This window comes from Paenibacillus etheri (assembly GCF_001012825.1).
GTDB classification, from domain to species: Bacteria; Bacillota; Bacilli; order Paenibacillales; family Paenibacillaceae; genus Paenibacillus_AQ; species Paenibacillus_AQ etheri.
In genome coordinates this window covers 102,231-120,989 of the sequence record NZ_LCZJ02000029.1, presented here as the reverse complement: position 1 = coordinate 120,989, position 18,759 = coordinate 102,231, and the positions used below count along the sequence as shown (strand labels likewise).

Here is an 18,759-nt window from a genome sequence, read left to right as displayed (position 1 = left end):
GGTTAGGGGTGGGAATATGACACTTATTGAAAAAAGAGAACACCGGCAATATCCGGAAATTACCCGCCTAGAAACGTCGAGAGCTGCTTATGAGCGTGATTATTCACGCTTGATTCATTCGCCTACTTTTCGTAGGCTGCAAGGCAAATCTCAAGTGTTCGGGGCGGGCACGGGTGATTATTACCGGACGCGTCTAACTCATTCACTTGAAGTCGCACAGATTGCTCGTGAGGCAGCGAAAAGTCTGCTTAGATCTTACCCAAAGGTGGAGACAAGTAAGGCGGAGAATCCGGGACTTGTTATAGATCCAGAGGTTGTAGAATGCGCGGCCATTGCTCATGATTTTGGTCATCCTCCCTTCGGACATAAAGGGGAAGAGGTACTGGATAATATTCTGGAGCAGCTTATTGAAAAAAAGACGAACGAGGCTGCCCTGCAAGCTGGAGCAACGGGTGCTGATAGGTTACTCATTCATGAGCAGATGAAGCAGCGCTATGAACATTTTGAAGGCAACGCTCATAATTTTCGTCTGATTATGTTTCTAGAGAAGCGTGAGAACATTGATGGACTAAATCTGTCAGATGCGGTGCTCCTCGGAATCAATAAGTATCCGTTTCCCGGCACCTCACTGAAGAAGGGGATGTACCTTCACGAATGGGCATATATTTCGGAGATTCGCAAAGAGTGGGGAATACCAGCAGGTAAGAAAACGTTGGAAGCTCAGCTGATGGACCTTTGCGATGATATCGCTTATTCTGCACATGATTTGGAGGATGGAATTAAAGCTGGAAAGATTGAAGTGCATGAACACTTTATGCATGATTCCTATATTCAGCGGCTGATCGTAGAGAAAATCACAACGCTAGAGGATTTCTTCTGGAAGGGTTGGGAGGAGGAAGACATCCGCGCTAAGGTTGAAGAGGTGCTTAGTTCATTTCTTAGAGTATGGATGGAAAAGATGCCAACCTGCGAGAACGACTATTCCAGAACTCGGCGTGAAGTTAAGGCCTACTGGGTCAGCACCTTCGTTGCAAGTCTGGGTGTGATCCCTGATGGAGACTGGAAGAAGGTCACCTTTATAAAGGAAGGAAAAGAAGATGAGGATATGCTACGGACCGTATGTGTACTGAAAAGCTTCGCTTGGGTTACCATGATCCGTGATTTAAGAGTACAGCGTCTTCAGAAACGCAGTGAATGGATTCTTCGCCGTCTATGGGGAGCTTTTCTTGATCCGCAGACATCCAAAGCCATTATTCCATCGGACTGGCTGCAACGCTTCGAGAAGGATCAGAAACAAGCCAATCCCATCTGGACGTGGGAACATATGGTGATTGATTATATCGCAGGGATGACAGATGCTTTTGCTGAAAAAATATACAATGAGCTATATGGTTTGAAGGTCGGATCGATTTATGACTTGGATTAGATAAAAGTGAAAATTAAAGCCAATCTCCAATTCACTGGAGATTGGCTTTTTTTACTGAAGGAGAAGTGTTTTGTTAGTATTTTGTTATCCTTAATTTGATTATATTTAGTTGGGTTAATCCTGATATTCGGCATGTTCTCTAACGAAAGAACTATTTTTTTAAAAAAAAGTTATTGTTTATGGGGTTATTTGGTGCTAATATAATAACTAAATTGTTATTGGGAATAAATTGGGAGGTTGATAAAGAAGTCGAGTCTTCTACTTGAGTAAAAATGAAAACCTTTACAAACAGGAGGGTAAAACGAAGTGCCTAGCAAAGTAACCTATACTGTGGGTGATTCTGGAGTAGAGGTGGAAATGACGCTCGGGGCGGACGGTTACTATAATGCTTCTTGGCAGCCAGACGCTAGTCTTAATGGCAGTTCGACAGAGATTACAGTGAGAGCATATGGAACTGGAGATGCTACACTTACGCAGACTAATTCCGTATTCTTAAATATCAATGAAGTGCCAATAAAGGTACTTACTTTTGATACAGACAAGGATTTGGAGCAAATCCAAAACAATGGTACTTGGTCTGGTCTCACCAATAATGCAGAGACGATCAAGACGATCTTGCAACATGCGTCACTAGATAGCGACGGCAAGCTTGTTATTAACATTACTGAAGGGCTGTCTGCTGAGGATGCTTGGCAGGAATTGAAGTTGCAATTGAATGATTTGGCATTGGATGGAGTGGATGTATCCCAAGTTACACGTGTGAAGTTCTCCGTGTTCATTCCGGAGAGTACACAGAATGAGGCTAACAATGCAGCGATACGTAGTGTGATTCAATTGCCACCAGATTGGGATACGAAGTATGGCATGGACTCATCCTATAAATCTTTGTCCGGTCTAGAGAAAGTTAACTTAGGTGGATCACAATATTATAAATTTGATGTTTCGATTGATCTGGATAATGCCGCTAAAACAGCAGAAGCCACTGGATTAGCGATATCTCTGGTTGGCAGTGGTTTGGAAGTTGAAGGTGAATTGCCAATCTATGTAGATAATATTGGTCTTTATAATGCGTATACTACACCTGTTGCTGACAAGGCATTGGTAGATAATTTTGAAGCTTATGTGACGATATTCAAGCGGTTTATGATGGGACACTTCCGGATATGTCGGAAGAAGGAAATGGGGGTTCACAGGGACATGCGCCTGGCGTGTTATATGCCTTCACTACATCATCTGATATTGCAGGGTGGGCTGCAACTAACGTTCGTCCGCCAACGCTCAACCTCCAGCATTTGATACCAATGAAGAAGCGGCAAGCGTACAGTTTGATTTGATTAATATCGGCAATGATGCAAATGGCAGCTCCAAAGAATCCTTTGAACTTGCTATTAATCCTGAGAAGCTAAATATCACAGGGCTGGATACGATCAGCGCTAAGGTTAAGCTTTCGAGTGGTGCAGCTAAAGCGCGTCTATTCATCAAGACAGGTGCGGACTGGAAATGGAGCGATAGCGGCGATCCTGTGCCTGTAGATTCTAAGGGTTATACGACCTTATCTATTTCACTGCCGACTGCAGCAGCAGGGGTGGGCGTAGATTTGGCTGCTGTAAAGATAATTGGGATCAAAATTGAGGATGTTTCCTATGATGGAGGAACTGCGAAGCTTTATTTGAAGGAAGTATCTCTGGAGAAGGCTGTTCCGGAGGTTGATCAAGACGTGGAATGACGGGTGAGCCTTCAATTTTACATTACTTAGTTCTTAGTTACCATCTTTAATGTCTCTGAACAGATGAACATACAAGGAGCAGCTTGCTACGGCAGCTGCTCCATTTCTTTATGGGATCTTACGAATGACGCGGGCGTCTTTGCGCTAATTCCTCACATCGCTAGGAATAACGCCAAAATGTTTTTTGAATATTCTACAGAAATAGTTATAGTCCCGATATCCGACGGCTTCGGAGATGAGATATACCTTTTCCGTCGATTCGATCAGCATCTCCATCGCTTTGGTTACACGCACTTGATTCAAAAAATCTTTAAAGGATATATTAGTCTCCTTCTTGAACAACTTTCCTAAATAGCTTGGATTGATATAAAACAATTCTCCCAGCTCTATGAGTTTCAAATCGTGACTATAGTACTGTTCGATATAGGCAAGAATGTGTTCGATAATTTTGTTCGGCCGAGATGATCGAAGCCGAGTCAGATATGAAATAACCGCGTTTAGTATTTCAATCAGATGTTCGAAGGTTCCCTCCATAGATTTGATCGAAAGGAGCTGTCTGTACATGCTTTCCGTGCCATCAAATAAGGCGGATAAATCGCCGTTCGCTTCTTTCACGATATCGAACGCCTGAATGAGCAGCTCCAGGGAGATCGTCTGCACGTAGACTTTGGAATGATGACATGTCAACGCAACTTCTCCAAATATTTTTCGGACCAAGATCGTAAGTTCGGTTGAGTTTCCATTGCGAATGGCTTTGGCATATGCTGATCTATCATACTTGATTTGATTCGGGGCTTGATCCAAGGAGGGCAACAGTTCCTTCGTGATTACAGTTGATTTGCCCATAAAAAACGTATACTCAAGCAGACGAACCGCTTCGAAATAAGCCTCATGCAGTGCGGAGAAGCTATGAACGGCTGCGCTAATCGATATCGTGACCGGCTCCTTGGCGTACTGAACGATGGAACACCGAATATTTTCCGCCAGCTCTCTGGGGTGCGGAGAAAAGTTCGTTTCGCCGCATAGGTAAATAATCCGATGATTTTCATCCTCAAATAAAATGCACGTAAGCCCATAGTTGCGCAACAGTTCTTCCACGATATTTTTGCAGGCGTATACGTTTAATCGCACATCCGCGTCAAGAGTTTCGCTGTAATAGTTGTTCATGCTGTCGAGTTCGATCGCTCCTACGTAAAAGGGCGCTTCCGGCAACTTCAGTTCAAGGAAATCGGCTCTATTTTTAAAGTCGATTAACGATAACGTCCTGGTCGCAATCCGATTCATTAATTTATTGGTCAGGATGTACATATTTTCTTTTTCCAGATGGTTCGTTTCAAGCTCAGAATTAATCGTCTCTTTGAGCGAATGCAGGTTATACGTCAGTTCGGTTTCTTCCACCGGCTTGAGCAAATAATCTTCCACGCTGAATTTCATGGCTTCTTTCACAAAACGGAAATCATTGTAGCCGCTAAGAATAATTATTTTGATAGATATTTGTTTTTGCCGAATTCGCCGGATCAGTTCTAATCCGTCCATTCGGGGCATCGTAATGTCGGTAACCATGACATGGAAGTATTCATGCTGCAATAGGTTAAGCGCCTCCAATCCACTCGAGGCTTCCCCCGCGACCGTGTATCCTAAACTTGTCCAATCGACGATTCTTTTTAAGCCTTCGCGGATGATCTCTTCGTCGTCAACTATTAAAACTTTTAACATGATTTCTCATCTCCGTCGTTTTAATCGCCGGGAAGCGGATGCTTACCGTTGTCCCTTGGCCCATTACGCTTGTTAAAGATAAGCCGTACGGCTGTCCGAATACGATGGCAACTCGGTCGTGTACGTTGCGAATGCCGACATGTTCATCCGTTTCATTAGTGGCCGAAAAAGAGCCCGTCCCGATTATTTGCTGTGCAATGGCAGATAGCTCGTCTTCAGATATTCCTTCGCCGTTGTCGTGGACATCGATTTGGATGTCGCCATCGATTCTTCTACATGTAATATGAATTTTGCAAGTATCCTCCTTGTTCCGAAAGCCATGAACAACAGCATTTTCGACGAGCGGCTGCAGGATGAGCTTCAGTATGCCCATACTGTGCAAGTCTGCTGGGAGATCAATGGTCGTGACGAGCCGGTCCCCATACCGAATCCTCTGCAGATCCAGGAAGATCGACGTATACATGAACTCTTCTTCGATCGATACGACTGCATCGCGGTCTTTCACATTCCAACGAAATATATCCGCTAAAATTTTGATCATTTTGGCAACTGTGGGATCATTATTTAACGTTGCTTTCATCCGGATAACTTCCAATGTGTTGTATAGGAAATGAGGATTGATCTGCATTTGCAAAGCCTTTAACTCGGCTTCCTGAAGGCGAAGCTGGCTGACATAAGATATTTCAATATATTCCTTTAAGCGTTGCCTCATGTTGTCGATGCTGTTGCCCAGCTGATGGATCTCATCATTCCCCGTTGCCCGTACTGGTGTGGAGAAATCGCCGGTTTCCATTTTTCGAATCGATTTATTGATTGCTAGTAAGCGCTTTAAATATTGCTGCGAGATTAGCATAATCGTAAGCAGCAGCACAGCCGTCGAAACGGATGTGATCAGAATGATATCCCGTCGAATAAGCGACAATCCTTTATCAAGCTTAGATTTGGGGAGAAAGGATACAACTTTCCAGCCAAGCGAAGGAACAGTCATATAATTCATTAGATTCGATTCCGTCAGCATGACGACCCGTTTACCTTCTGGCGAATCGGTGATGTCTGGAAAAATATTGCCGAAATAGGGAAATATATCTCCAGTCAGCCGGCTCTGATTGTCGTAGATGACGAATCCATCTTGGTCGAGAATATAAAAAATTTCGTCCATGCTATTGACATAACGTTCAAATAAATGCCTGATCGTGCTCAAATCGAGATGGATCAGGATGGTGCCCAAATCCCGTATATCTGTAATATTGCGAATGTCGTAGATGTTCCGGGCGAAGGTTAACACTTCTTTATGCTGGTTTAAATTGACCAAATAATCCGGCACATTAGTACGAATGACGGTCAACTTGCGTTTGTTCTCTTTTATATTCTTGTACCAGTCATGTTCGGCGAAGCGGTAGCCGGATTTCAGTGCTGTATTGTTCAAACTGAGGAAAAATGGTGTTTCTTCGTTGCTTTTCTGTACAATAATGGAGGCAATAATATAGCTCGATTTATTAATGTTGGCAAAAAAATAGGAAAATTCCTCGTTTGCGATATCATAATAAGTATCGGCATCCATTTCTGAGACGGCCATATATTTCAGAAACGGATTGCCGAGATTCCCTTCGTATGCGAATATTTTCGTCATATTGTCCACATCCGTATACAGTTCCTCAAGCAATACTGCTAAGTTGTTCAGAAGATTTTTATTAAATCGGGCATTCGTCTCTTCATTCATATTCACCACGCGAGTAGTCGTCAAATAGATGGTCGCGATTGAGACCAACAGCAATGAAATCGAAAAGTAAACGGCAAGTTTAACAAATAAGCTTTGTTTATGCGGGCTCTTTAACCAAGTCATGACCTCACCCCTGCTACCATTATAATAAGAATTTGTTCAAAATAGTTTTTTTGAAATACGATTCTCTATTTTATCATGTAAAAGATGCAATTTGTCGTGTACTGGCTAAATTCACCCGGCAAACATATCTATTTTGCCCTGTAAAACCTCTAGTTTTAATATATCTTGATGAAAGCGATATCATCTACAATAAAGCAAGAATGACAATAGAACTTTAACGGAGGGGATACGATGAAAAAGAAATGGACACTGCTACTTGCTTCTACGATGCTTCTTTCGATGCTTGCCGCTTGCGGATCTGGCACGAACGAACAGTCGAAAGAAAATTCGCAGGAAACAGAAGATACGAAAAAAACGGAGGAAACCATGGAGATCAAATGGTTCCGGCAAGAGGTAGGGTCGACGCGGAACAAAGAGTTTTATAAAAAAATTGAAGATAAATTTCATGAGCTTCATCCGAACATTAAGGTTGTCGGAGTAGCGAACAGCTCGAACCTGACGGTTAGCGAATTTCTCAAAACATCACTTGCGTCAGGGGACATGCCCGATGTTGTAACGATGCAGAGCGCAGATGAATTCGGAAAAGCGAATGCGCTGCTTGAGATTCCGGATCATATTGCGAACTTGCTTGCGGATCCGGAATTTGGGCGTACGGGAGGCAAGCTGTATACAATGCCTTACAAAACGGATGTGATCGGTGTCTTTTATAACAAAAAGGTATTCGCGGATCTGGACTTGTCCGTGCCTAAGACATGGGCGGAGTTTACGGATGCAGCTAACAAGATCAAAGAAGCGAAGCTGACCCCTTTGTCCACCTCAGGCAAAGACAGTTGGGTGCTCGGTATGGGCGGATTATGGCCTTTGGTCGGTGCGGAAGCTTTGAACAATAACACGGACTATCCGAAGCAGCGGGCAAGTGATGAGCTGACGTTTCAAGATGACGTGTTCAAAAGCGCTCTGAACAAATTCAAGGATTGGAATCAAAATGGATACTTTGGCAAGGGCGTATTAGGCATGAACTATCAACAGGCGACCGAGCAGTTCACATCTGGGAAAGCCGCTATGTATATTATGGGTTCCTGGATCGCAGGTTCGGATTTGCCAAACCTAAAGCCGGATTTTGAAGTGGGTTTCTTCCCGCTGCCTTCTGACAAAGGCGTTCTCGGTTACATGACGAAAGGAACAGAAGGCTGGAGCGTATCCGCAACAAGCGAACATAAAGAGGAAGCTCTGGAATTTGTGAAGTTCCTATTCGAGGACAAGGAAGTGTACACCAGCTTGCTGCAAGCCGAAGGCGCGTTCTCCACGACGAAAGAGCCTGTTACCTATGAGATGAACGAATACGGTCAAGCCATCATGCAGGGTATTGAAGGCATACAGCCTTACCCTCTCCCCGGGTTTGGACTAGGCGAGACCGCGTGGGCGCCAGGCATCGATTCGTACCTCTTCAAGATACTGCAAAATATAATAGCAGGAGCAGATGTCAACAAGGAGATCGAAGCGGCCGATCAGGAATGGAGCCGTTTGGCTAACTAATTCGAACGCGGAGGGGTTTGAAGGATTCATTCTTTACACCCTTCTCGTTCAATGCTGGAGTGTGAGTGACATATGAAAAAAAACCTGCCATACATCGCTTTTGCGGCGCCGGCGTTAATCGTTTACGTCATATTTGCCATCGTTCCGATCTTTCTCAGTTTGCTGCTCAGTTTTACAAACTTTGACGGGTTCGGAGCGAACTATAAATTTATCGGATTTCAAAATTACGCGACAGCCCTTCATGACGATCGGTTTTTCTATTCGATTCAAGTGACCTTGCTCATTACCGTAGTCAGCTGTTTTCTCATTAATTTATTTGCTCTTTTGTTTGCCATCGTGCTGAACAACTTGCGCAAGCTAAAAGGTTTTTACCGGACGATCATCTTTTACCCTCAAGTTTTAAGCTTTGTTGTTGTTGGTTTTATATGGACCTACATTTACAACTACAACGACGGAGCGATTAACTTTATTTTTGGCAAGTTGGGTTTGGAAAGCTGGATGCAAGATTGGCTCGGAGACTCCGGTATCGTTGTTTTTTCGGTAACGTTGGTTATTATTTGGCAGTCGGTCGGCTTCTACACCGTCATTTATTTGGCTAATTTGCAGACGGTGCCGGGGGAGGTGCTGGAAGCGGCGACGATCGACGGCGCGAACCGGTTCCAGAAGTTCAAGAATGTTCTATTTCCGCTGATGTCTCCCGCATTTACGATAAATTGGATTTTATGCTTTATTAGCGGACTGAAAACGTATGATGTCGTTAAAGTTATGACGGACGGAGGCCCGGGCTTCAAGACGGAGACGATCGCGTTCAACATTATTTCTCAAGCTTTCGTGGCGAATAAGCAGGGTTATGGATCTGCACTCGCGATGCTGCTGTTTGTATTCGTGGCGATTGTATCCGTCATTCAGGTCGTTTATTTGCGGAAAAGAGAGGTGGAACTGTAATGGTACGGCTAACATGGATTCGCAATTATGCTTCGGAATGGATCATGGCGGCTATCGCTCTCTTTTTTGCCATTCCGGCTTATATCGCAGTTACCAACTCGTTCAAAACGGCGAAGGAAACTGCGGATAGTCCGTATTCACTTCCTTCAAACTTCTCGTTCGATAATTATATTGGGGTATTTCAAACGATTGATATGTGGAACATCTTCAAAAACAGCGTACTCATTACGGTTACGATATTGCTTATCATGATCTTGCTTAGCTCGATGGCTGCTTATACGCTACAGCGTATAACGAATAAGTGGACGAGCGTCGTTTATCTATTGTTTATGGCAGGAATGATGATTCCGCCGCAAACACTTTACATTCCGATCGTCAAGCTGTTGAAAGCGATGGGCCTTGCCCAATCGTTTCCCGGTCTGTTCCTGTTTTATATCGGTCTCTATATGCCGTTTTGCATCTTCCTGTATACGGGATTTATGAAGAGTGTGCCAAGGGAATTAGATGAGTCAGCGAAAATTGACGGATGTGGGGCGTTCGCCACGTTCTGGCGGATCGTCTTTCCACTGCTGCAACCTTGTACGGTGACAGTCATTATTTTTGTGGCAATGTGGACATGGAACGACTTCGTCAATCCGTTTATTATTCTCGGTTCTCAAAAAGGGGAGACGATTACGCTGGCATTTTATGGATTTATTAGCCAATACAACACCTCGTGGAACCACGCGTTTGCCGGAATGATCGTAACCTCGCTGCCGGCGATTGTTCTATTCGCCGTCATGCAGAAGCAATTCATTAGCGGGATCGCGAGCGGAGCGGTGAAGGGGTAAAGCGGGAATGCCTGGTTACGGGTTTAAAAGTTCGTTTTTAGAAGGAGGTGCGGGTTAGATGGCAAACAGCAAGGAAAGAGAACGGATCAATTTTGATGCCGATTGGCAATTCCATCTTGGGGATATCCCCATTTCATATGTCGTAAAGGCTGGAATGACCGGAGGCATTACGGATTGCGAGATGCTTGAACAAGGAGAATGGCTCGATATTGCCTTTGTGGATAAAGGCATGGAGTCTAATGCCATTCCGGATGATTGGCGAAAAGTTCAGCTGCCCCATGACTGGTGCGTGGAGGGGGAGTATGCGAACGATCCGAACTTGGGCAGCCGCCCGGGGAGCAACGGGTATTTACCAACCGGAATCGGATATTATGTGAAACGGTTTCCGATTCCGGCATCCGATCTCGGCAAGAAGATCGTCATTCAATTCGACGGCGTCATGCGGTGCAGTACGGTTTGGGTGAACGGTCATTTGATCGGCACGCATGCAAGTGGGTATACAGGTTTCCGTTATGAGCTATCTGATCTTCTCCGGTACGGCGACGAGGGCGATAACGTTGTATGCGTGCGCGTAGATGCCACGGAAGCGGAAGGTTGGTGGTATGAGGGCTGCGGCATCTACCGTCATGTATGGCTTGAGACAACGGACCGTCTCAGTGTTGCGAACTATGGAACTTTTATTACGACTCTCACTTTAGAGGAGGATGAGTCCCGGATTCGGATTGAAACTACGATCGAGAATGGTTACCAAACGCCACGGGACTCGGTGCTCGTCACAACCATATTCGATCAAGAGGGCCATGTAGTAGTCGATTCCAGACGAGAATGTCAGATTGGCCGGTATGACGTGGTGACCACGTCAGAGATCATTATTGTCCCGAATCCGCAGCTCTGGTCACCAAATACGCCTTATTTATATACAGCGGTATCCCAGGTTTTCTATCAGGGCCGGTTGACGGATCGATACGATACTTCGTTCGGCATACGAACGATCGAATTTACGAGCGACCGGGGATTTCTGCTGAACGGAGAACCTCTGCTCATTCATGGGACTTGCAATCATCAAGATTTTGCGGGGGTAGGCGTAGCGTTGCCGGATCGACTGATCGAATACAAAATCGAGCTGCTCAAGGAGATGGGCTGCAATGCTTACCGTAGCGCGCATCATCCCGCAACGCCGGAGCTGCTTGATATATGCGATCGCCTTGGCATGCTCGTCGTTGACGAGAATCGGAAGCTGGATTCGTCCCCAACGGGGATATCGGATTTGGAATATTTGATCTGCCGGGGCCGTAATCATCCAAGCATCATCATGTGGAGTTTGGAGAATGAGGAAATAATAGAGGGCACGGTCATAGGTGCGCGAATTTTGCGAACGCTCGCGAATGCCGCTAAAAAGCTTGATCCTACCCGTCCGACCATGGCCGCAATGAACCACGGTTGGAACTGGGGCGGCTATGCAGAAGCCGTCGATATTGTCGGCTACAATTATGGGCAGCGCGACGGTCAAGACGTGGGTGATCATCTCGAGTACCCCGACCGAATAATGGTTGGCAGCGAAAGCGCAAGTTGTACGACAACGCGTGGAATTTATGCCTTCGATGAGAAACACGGATACCTGCCCGCTTACGGCACCGTGCATCCGTCCTGGGGCTGCACACCGGAAAAAGCGTGGACAGACGTCGTACAGAATCCCTTCTTAACAGGTGTTTTCATATGGACCGGGTTCGACTATCGCGGTGAACCTACGCCTTTTGAATGGCCGTGCGTCAATTCGCATTTCGGTATTATGGACCTTTGCGGACTTCCTAAGGACAGCTATTACTATTATAAGTCCGTCTGGACATCCGAACCGGTCGTTCATGCATTCCCGCATTGGAGCTGGGAGGGCCGGGAAGGCGAAACGATTGATGTGTGGGTGTACAGCAATTGCGAGAAGGTCGAGCTGCTCTTGAATGGGAGAAGCTTGGGAGTGAAGGCGATGATGCCTGGATTCCATCTGGAGTGGCAAGTGGAATATGAGTCTGGCGAGCTGACAACCAGGGGATATCGAGGTGGCGAGTGGATAGCCGAGCACAAGCTGGTGACAGTGGGAGCGGCGGACCGAATTGTGCTGACTCCGGATCGGACGGAGCTGCAGGCGGACGGAGTGGACTTATGCGTCGTTCGAGTCGCTATTACCGACGATCTCGGCTATGTTGTACCTACAGCAGGTAATGAAATCCAGTTCAGCATCAAAGGGCCGGGGCGGATTATCGGCGTTGGCAATGGCGATCCGAGCTGTCACGAACCGGATAAAGCGGATCGCAGAAGTGCATTCAACGGTTATTGCATAGTTCTGATTCAATGCGACCAGGAAGCAGGAGAGATAGCCTTGACGGCGTCAGGAATAGGATTATCCGGTTCATGCACTATGACGTCTTATTTTGATGGTAAATGCCTCAGTTAGCACTATATTGATTCAACTTCTTATGAAAATACGATAAAAAAGTTAAATCCCTTCTATTGATGCTGTATCCGTAAAAACAAAGAGTTTTAACAAGGATATTAATTCTGGGAGGGAAAACTCAGTGTGGAATAAATCATTGAATATTTTAAAAGTGATTGAGTATAAACGAACAGAAATAAATAGAGTTGGGTTGGACAGGGGACTAACCTCGAATGAGGGACTAGAAAAGTCTAAGGACTTAGATTATCTGCTTAATCAATATAATAATTGAAAAGCACGGCTGAATAGCCGTTCTTTTTTTGTGCGCCCAGCATGGGCGATATCTATAGGCTTGAAGTCCGGAATGGCGTAGCAGTAGTAGTCATTAGCCTAAGGTAAGGATGTCCATCGCGAGGTGGAATCTGAAGGAAGCCAGCGGCAAATCCCCGGTCTGAGTAAAACGTACTTCATACAAGGTTAACGTAGACTGGATGTGGCTGCATAACAAACCAAAGTCCATACTGCCAAAGGCGTACGAGAGTAAAAGAAGTAGATAGCTGGAGCGGATAGATGGAGCAGAAGATAGCGCTCTTACCTAGGGAGATCTGTGCGGTAAGAGAAGTTACTTCGTAAACCTGCTTGTGAAAGCAGGCTGAACGCACAGCAGTCAGCAGACGCCATAGTACGCAAGCTGTTGCAACAGCTGCAGAAGGGCTGAACATGAAATAGGTATTTGTACATCCAGGTGTTAAAGATGAGTAATGAAAGCAGAAAAAAATGAAAAAAGGCTATCGATTCGTAGTCGACATGGACTTGGAGAAATTTTTTGATGGCGCAACCTTGACCGATTAATGATGAAGATTTCGGCTAAGTGAAGGACAAGAAAGTTCTGCGCTGATTCGTAAATATCTTCAGTCAGGTGTGATGGAGAACGGGCTAGTAAGTATGACAATAGAAGGGACGCCGCAAGGTGATCCACTCAGTCCGTTGTTATCTAACATCGTGTTGGATGAGCTCGACAAGGAACTCGAGAAACGTGGACACCGCATCGTCCGTTATGCGGACGACTGTAACATCTATGGGAAAACACTTAGAGCAGAAGAGCGAGCGAGTGAATGAATCCATCACTGGATTCATTGAGACAAGACTAACTAAAAGTGAACCAAGCGAAGAGTGCGTGGACCGCCCATGGAGACGAAAAATTTCTCGGGTTTAGCTTTAAGAGCGATAAAGAGTCCAAGGTGAGAATAGCAAAACAGTCCTTCCAGAAAGCGAAGGCTCGAATTCGGGAGATAACGTCTCGGAAGAAAGCGATGCGAAAGGAAGAACTCGAGTCAAAAGGCTTATCTCCTTAGGAGATAGCTTGTGAGTGGGGGAATACCCGAAAAAGGTATTGGCGAATTGCAGGGAGTCCAATTCTGCAACGTGCATTGAATAACCGATATTGGAATCCAATGGATTAAAGAGTGTATTAGATAGATACAACTCCTTACGGAATATTTCATGAACCGCTGTATACCGAACGGTACGTCAGACTGTCTAACAATTATTTAAATCTTTACTTTTTGCATGAGAACAAGCAAGTTTTGTCGAATCTTTACAGTAGAGGAGATGAGACATATGCCATATATCGAAGGTGAAGATAGACATCAAATTTATTTACTCCCTAATACGTTGGACGACTTTGTAGATGAAGAAAATCCTGTGCGAGTCATCGATGCTTACGTCGATAGTTTGACCCTGGAGGAATTAGGATTTCAAGTATATTCGGGCACCAAACCAGGACAAAAACCTTATCGGCGGGAAGATATTCTAAAACTCTATCTCTATTGTTACATGAACGGCATCCGTTCCTCTCGTAAGATGGAAGCTGAAACGTTAAGAAACATCGAACTGATGTGGCTAATTGGCAAGCTAAAGCCAGACCACGGTACTTTATCTGCATTCATGAAGAACAACCAAACAGCTGTAAAAAAGTTATTTAAAGAATTTACTTTACTACTAAAGGGATTCGGATTAATTGATGGTAAACTTGTCGCGATTGATGGTACCAAAGTAAAAGCAAGCTGCTCTAAAAAACAACACTTCAATGCCAATATCATCAGTATGAAGCTAGAATATATCGATGAGAAAATCGATGCCTATTTGCGTGAGTTTTTCACTGAGGAAAATCACCAAAAAAAACAAGAAATTAAAGAAAAATTAGAAGTCTATCAGGAGAGATTGCAACAGTTACAAGTAATTAAACAAGCACTCAAGGAAAAAGGCGAAACACAAATTTGTGTTACCGATTCGGATGCCAAATCAATGAAGAATAACGGGAAACATGAAGTTTGCTTCAATGTTCAAACAGCGGTGGATAGCAAGTACAAGCTGATCTTAGACTGCGATACGGTCAATGATGTCAACGACCAAGGGCAGTTGTCCAATATGGTGAAGAAAACAAAGCAAGTTTTCCCAAATCAAAATATCACTGTTTTGGCTGATACAGGCTACTACAATTACCTTGAGATTATCGATGTCGTTGATGAGAGTACCGAACTCTTAATTAAGCCGCAAAAAGGAAAAAAAGAAAAAGTTGCAAGCGGATTTGATAAAGAAAACTTTAAATATGACGCCATCAACAATAAATATATTTGCCCGTTAGGTTATGAACTACCATTCAAATGGAATGGAAAACAAAATGGAAAAGAATATAAACGTTATACTTGTGAAGCTTTCGATATTTGCGGACAAAAAGAGTCTTGTACATCCGCCCAAGGTGGTAGGGCGGTAACTAGACTTAAAGAGGAAGAAGTAATTGCGCAGGTAATTGAAAAAACTCGTATTCAAAGTAATATATATAAGCATCGTTGAGCACCCTTTTGGGACGATGAAACGTCACTTGGGCTATACATACTTTTTAACAAGAGGGTTGGCATCAGTGGGCACTGAAACCAATTTTATTTGTCTTGCCTATAATCTCAGGAGAATGATCAAAATAAAAGGTGTAAAGGAGCTCTTACGTCTCTTCGGGGACCGAGCTCGTTCGAAATCTAATATGAATGACGTTTATTTGAGCAAAATCGCATAAACCCACGTTTTAAAGCCTACTCAACAATCAGTTGTTAGACAGTCTGACGTACGGTGGTGTGAGAGGCTGGGGGCTCGCCGCCCCCTCCTACTCGATGAACAATAGAATTAATGTGTTGTTCGATCTTAATTGAAAGATGGCTGGTGAATTACTTTGTTAATTGCAGCGAATAATCTGACCAACGATTTTGTTCTATCGAAGAAGATGAAGTCCTCATATGATCATTCATTTAAATACCATTCAAGTGCTGTTCTTTCTAGCTCAGCGACAAATGTTTCTTTCCCATCTATATAAGTTCGAATCCGAGTTCTGTCATTTGCATTTTGAAGTCATCTATGACTTCGATATTTCGTACAAAAGGCCTCATACCAATGAGTTTAGCTTTTAGCCTAGGAACAGAAGTGCTGCCAATATGGTGAATATCGATAAGAGCGTCAGCGAAGATCGCTGTACCTTGTGACAGTAACATCCATATAGCATCTTTATGTGAAATTCCTTGATTTTTTTCATTATAGAACATGCGTTCCTAATAATCAACATTAAATTTAATATTGGCGGTCATAATCAACGAGATTTAGGGATGGAGTGCCAGTTGATAAATAGGAATTCATGTTTTCGGTAAAAATATTTACGATTCGATTAGCGTATTGATCGGTTACGCCAGCAGAATGAGGAGTGATGACTACTTGCTCCATAGTCCAGAGCGGATGATCCTGCGGAAGAGGTTCGGTTTCGAATACATCCAATCCGGCACCGCGAAGCTGCCCGTTGTTCAGTACATCAATTAGAGCCTCGGTATCGGTAGTTGCTCCACGTCCAACGTTAATGTAATAGGAGCTTTGTTTAAAGGCAGAGAAGATTGCAGTATTAAATAAATGCTTAGTTTCATCGGTGATAGGGAGTATATTGATGATGAAGTCGCCTTGGCTCACAGCTTCTGGCAGGTGGTCAGTGGTATATACTTGATCAAAATCAGCGAGTGGCTTGCCTGAGCGACTTACTCCGATCGTCTTCATCCGGAAGGCTTTAGCAATTCTGGCTGTTTCGCTGCCAATGGCTCCAGTTCCAACAATAACGGCTGTCTTGCCGAACAATTCACTTTCACTGCCGTCAGAATTCCAGTAGCGGTTCATCTGATTTCGAACGGCTGTATGCAAATTACGCGTGAAGAGAAGCATGAAGCCGAAGATTACCGCAGAAATAGGCTCGGCGTGTACTCCGCTCCCACTAGTCAATAGGACTCCCCGTTCCTTAAAACGCTCTAGCGGAAGCTTCTCAATTCCAGCAGACCAAGATTGGACCCAGCGAAGGGGTGAATTTGGACGAAGAAGCGTATCGGCGATGCCCTTGGCCCAGCCGATTACGATTTCAGCATTAGCGAGCAGCTGTAAATCCGGATTTTTGCCGTCTCCTTGTGTGAATGTATAACCGGGGGCGGCTGCTTTGATCCTATCTTGTTGCTCGGGTGTAAGGGGTTGTAAACATACTATGGATTTAGTCATGATGTATTCCTCCTGCTCTACGGTTTGATGAAAATGGATAATGTTATAGGATAAGGATACCAAATCTATAGAAGAAGGTGAAATTGATATGGATGCTATCGTGTCGGATAAAGATTCAGAACGATTGTTTATTGGTGTGAAATTACCCTCAGAACTTCGACAAGTTGTGGCGAATGAGTGCTCTAAACTATCTCAAGAGTATCATTTTGCAAAATGGACTCATCCAGAGGATTATCATATTACCCTGCAATTTTTGGGAGACACTCCAAAGAAGAAAATCCCGGATTTAATCATGGCGTTAAAGCAGATGTCAGAGCAATGCCGCCCCTTCAAACTCTCCTTGGACAAATGGAATACATTCGGTCTTCCGAAGGCTCCAAGAGTGTTATGGGTAGGGGTTTCTGGGGAATTAGAGGAGCTGAATTTACTAGCTGCGAGAGTACACGCTACGACACTGCCATTAGGATTTTCAGCCGAATCTAGGGAGTACAAACCACATCTCACAGTGGCTCGAAAGTTTCGGGGAAATATTTCATTTGATGATAAATTGCTGGAAAAATTACTGAAATTGGATGGTGAAAAAAGATCAGAAATCTTTCATAGAGACTGGACGATTGATAGTTTTGTGTTGTATGCTACCAGAATGTATGCCATTCCTATGTATGAAATTATTGAAAATATTACATTTTAAAATCGGTATTTAAGTTTTCAAAGCTTCCGTTTTCGGTTACATACAATAGGAATGTGCCGTGAAATAGGAGGAATATCATGTTAATTTTTAAACAAAACCGCTGTATCGCGTTACTTGTTGGCGTTATACTAGTGTGTTTCTCTGCCATAAGCTTAATGCAACCTAACCAGGTTGCCGAGGGGAAAATAGATAGTGTGCAGATGGATAAGCTGCAATCCACCAGCCGAGCGTCGGTAATTAGTTATTTGCAGGAAGAATCAATATCTAGTAAGACGAGGGGCACTACTAAAGTTTCACATACGAATAAGCTTTATAACGCAGTTGACCTGTTCAGTTCCACTTGGAAACCAGAGCAGAATGTAGAATGGCTTAGTAAAAATAAAATAAAGTCACAACATACATCGCAAGCTTCCATAGTTCGGGTAAAGGCTGATGCAGCACAATCTAATCCAGCTGCGCAGAAAGCGCAAATGGCGGATACAGCAAAAAAGAGCGCTCAGACTGTGGTTAAGACAGTCTCAGCATCTCAAAAAAACCCCCTCACAACATTGTACTTCTCTCGGACCGAGCTATTAAGCCAGGAGCAGCAAAGTAAAGCAACCCGGCGCTACGCAGTATCCGAAGAAGAACTGCTTCTGCTACAAAAAATTGTAATGGCAGAAGCGGAAGGTGAACCGTACCAGGGCAAGGTGGCAGTTGCCAACGTTGTTCTGAATAGGCTACGGTCAGCCAATTTCCCCGACACGATATATAAGGTTATTTATCAAAAGCATCAGTTTAGTCCTGTAGCTAACGGGCGTCTTAAACGTGTAAAGCCTAATGATGATAGTATAAAAGCGGTGAACGCTGCGCTCTCTGGCGTGAAGGAAGTTCCCGATAATACTTATTTTTTCCTATCGCTTAAGCTTGCGCAGGATCTAACCGTACATCATTCACAGGTGTATGTGAAGACCATTGGTAATCATACTTTTTATAAATAATTAACCAAATCTGTGAACCTCAGCTATGTATAGGGTAAACTAGACTATATAACCCTGGAGGTG

Annotated in this window: 18 protein-coding genes; 13 read left to right on the top strand and 5 right to left on the bottom strand. The window is 44.1% G+C overall.

The features are described from left to right. Positions 1-16: 16 nt before the first annotated feature. The 3 genes from UQ64_RS18695 (at position 17) to UQ64_RS18685 (ending at position 3,152) form a co-directional block, all read left to right on the top strand. Positions 17-1,426 (top strand): deoxyguanosinetriphosphate triphosphohydrolase family protein, encoded by a 1,410-nt coding sequence (locus tag UQ64_RS18695; RefSeq protein ID WP_060625049.1) that lies wholly within the window; start codon positions 17-19, stop codon positions 1,424-1,426. 306 nt (positions 1,427-1,732) lie between these two features. After that, on the top strand, positions 1,733-2,722 hold the full coding sequence (locus UQ64_RS18690; protein ID WP_060625048.1) for a hypothetical protein: 990 nt from the start codon (positions 1,733-1,735) through the stop codon (positions 2,720-2,722). 34 nt (positions 2,723-2,756) lie between these two features. Beyond that, positions 2,757-3,152, top strand: a complete 396-nt coding sequence (locus tag UQ64_RS18685; protein WP_060625047.1) for a hypothetical protein — start codon at positions 2,757-2,759, stop codon at positions 3,150-3,152. Between the two features lie 144 nt (positions 3,153-3,296). Here the strand turns inward: UQ64_RS18685 and UQ64_RS18680 are convergent, their stop codons facing one another. Continuing rightward, positions 3,297-4,868, bottom strand: a complete 1,572-nt coding sequence (locus UQ64_RS18680; RefSeq protein ID WP_060625046.1) for a response regulator — start codon at positions 4,866-4,868, stop codon at positions 3,297-3,299. Then, on the bottom strand, positions 4,846-6,711 hold the full coding sequence (locus UQ64_RS18675) for a sensor histidine kinase (RefSeq protein WP_060625045.1): 1,866 nt from the start codon (positions 6,709-6,711) through the stop codon (positions 4,846-4,848). The genes UQ64_RS18680 and UQ64_RS18675 overlap by 23 nt, the downstream gene beginning before the upstream one ends. Positions 6,712-6,942: 231 nt before the next feature. Between UQ64_RS18675 and UQ64_RS18670 the strand changes: the two genes are divergently transcribed. From UQ64_RS18670 to UQ64_RS32940, 5 genes are all read left to right on the top strand, one after another. Beyond that, the gene (locus UQ64_RS18670; RefSeq protein ID WP_060625044.1) at positions 6,943-8,247 is read left to right on the top strand and encodes an ABC transporter substrate-binding protein; all 1,305 of its coding nucleotides are present in this window, start codon (positions 6,943-6,945) and stop codon (positions 8,245-8,247) included. Positions 8,248-8,319: 72 nt separating this feature from the next. Continuing rightward, entirely contained in the window at positions 8,320-9,192 is an 873-nt protein-coding gene (locus UQ64_RS18665) for a carbohydrate ABC transporter permease (RefSeq protein ID WP_060625043.1), read from the top strand. Beyond that, on the top strand, positions 9,192-10,022 hold the full coding sequence (locus UQ64_RS18660) for a carbohydrate ABC transporter permease (RefSeq protein WP_060625042.1): 831 nt from the start codon (positions 9,192-9,194) through the stop codon (positions 10,020-10,022). Before UQ64_RS18665 ends, UQ64_RS18660 begins: the two co-directional genes overlap by 1 nt. 58 nt (positions 10,023-10,080) lie before the next feature. Beyond that, entirely contained in the window at positions 10,081-12,471 is a 2,391-nt protein-coding gene (gene galA, locus UQ64_RS18655) for a beta-galactosidase GalA (protein ID WP_060625041.1), read from the top strand. Positions 12,472-12,592: 121 nt separating this feature from the next. Further along, entirely contained in the window at positions 12,593-12,742 is a 150-nt protein-coding gene (locus tag UQ64_RS32940) for a Spo0E family sporulation regulatory protein-aspartic acid phosphatase (RefSeq protein WP_209445840.1), read from the top strand. A 175-nt stretch (positions 12,743-12,917) separates the two neighbouring features. On the opposite strand, the gene UQ64_RS31750 is transcribed toward UQ64_RS32940, so the two are convergent. Beyond that, a complete protein-coding gene (locus UQ64_RS31750) occupies positions 12,918-13,172 on the bottom strand; it encodes a hypothetical protein (protein ID WP_209445839.1) in 255 nt (84 codons plus the stop codon). Positions 13,173-13,395: 223 nt separating this feature from the next. Here UQ64_RS31750 and UQ64_RS32935 point away from each other — a divergent pair, with 223 nt between their 5' ends. The 3 genes from UQ64_RS32935 to UQ64_RS32930 all read left to right on the top strand — a co-directional run bounded on the left by UQ64_RS32935 (position 13,396) and on the right by UQ64_RS32930 (position 15,523). Then, a complete protein-coding gene (locus tag UQ64_RS32935; RefSeq protein ID WP_425339601.1) occupies positions 13,396-13,569 on the top strand; it encodes a reverse transcriptase domain-containing protein in 174 nt (57 codons plus the stop codon). 501 nt (positions 13,570-14,070) lie between these two features. Beyond that, entirely contained in the window at positions 14,071-15,306 is a 1,236-nt protein-coding gene (locus tag UQ64_RS30195) for an IS1182 family transposase (RefSeq protein WP_082651197.1), read from the top strand. 16 nt (positions 15,307-15,322) lie between these two features. Then, complete coding sequence (locus UQ64_RS32930) at positions 15,323-15,523, top strand: transposase (protein ID WP_156417608.1); 201 nt, start codon at positions 15,323-15,325, stop codon at positions 15,521-15,523. A gap of 286 nt (positions 15,524-15,809) precedes the next feature. Here UQ64_RS32930 and UQ64_RS18640 read toward each other — a convergent pair whose 3' ends face one another. Both UQ64_RS18640 and UQ64_RS18635 read right to left on the bottom strand, forming a co-directional pair. Continuing rightward, entirely contained in the window at positions 15,810-15,992 is a 183-nt protein-coding gene (locus tag UQ64_RS18640) for a GrpB family protein (protein WP_060625039.1), read from the bottom strand. A gap of 76 nt (positions 15,993-16,068) precedes the next feature. Then, positions 16,069-17,025, bottom strand: a complete 957-nt coding sequence (locus tag UQ64_RS18635; protein WP_060625038.1) for a D-2-hydroxyacid dehydrogenase — start codon at positions 17,023-17,025, stop codon at positions 16,069-16,071. 88 nt (positions 17,026-17,113) lie between these two features. Between UQ64_RS18635 and thpR the strand changes: the two genes are divergently transcribed. Both thpR and UQ64_RS18625 read left to right on the top strand, forming a co-directional pair. Then, positions 17,114-17,716: an RNA 2',3'-cyclic phosphodiesterase gene (gene thpR / locus UQ64_RS18630; RefSeq protein WP_060625037.1), complete on the top strand. Its 603-nt coding sequence runs from the start codon at positions 17,114-17,116 to the stop codon at positions 17,714-17,716. A 77-nt stretch (positions 17,717-17,793) separates the two neighbouring features. Next, positions 17,794-18,696, top strand: coding sequence for a cell wall hydrolase (locus UQ64_RS18625; protein ID WP_060625036.1), 903 nt, complete (start codon positions 17,794-17,796; stop codon positions 18,694-18,696). Positions 18,697-18,759: the final 63 nt, after the last annotated feature.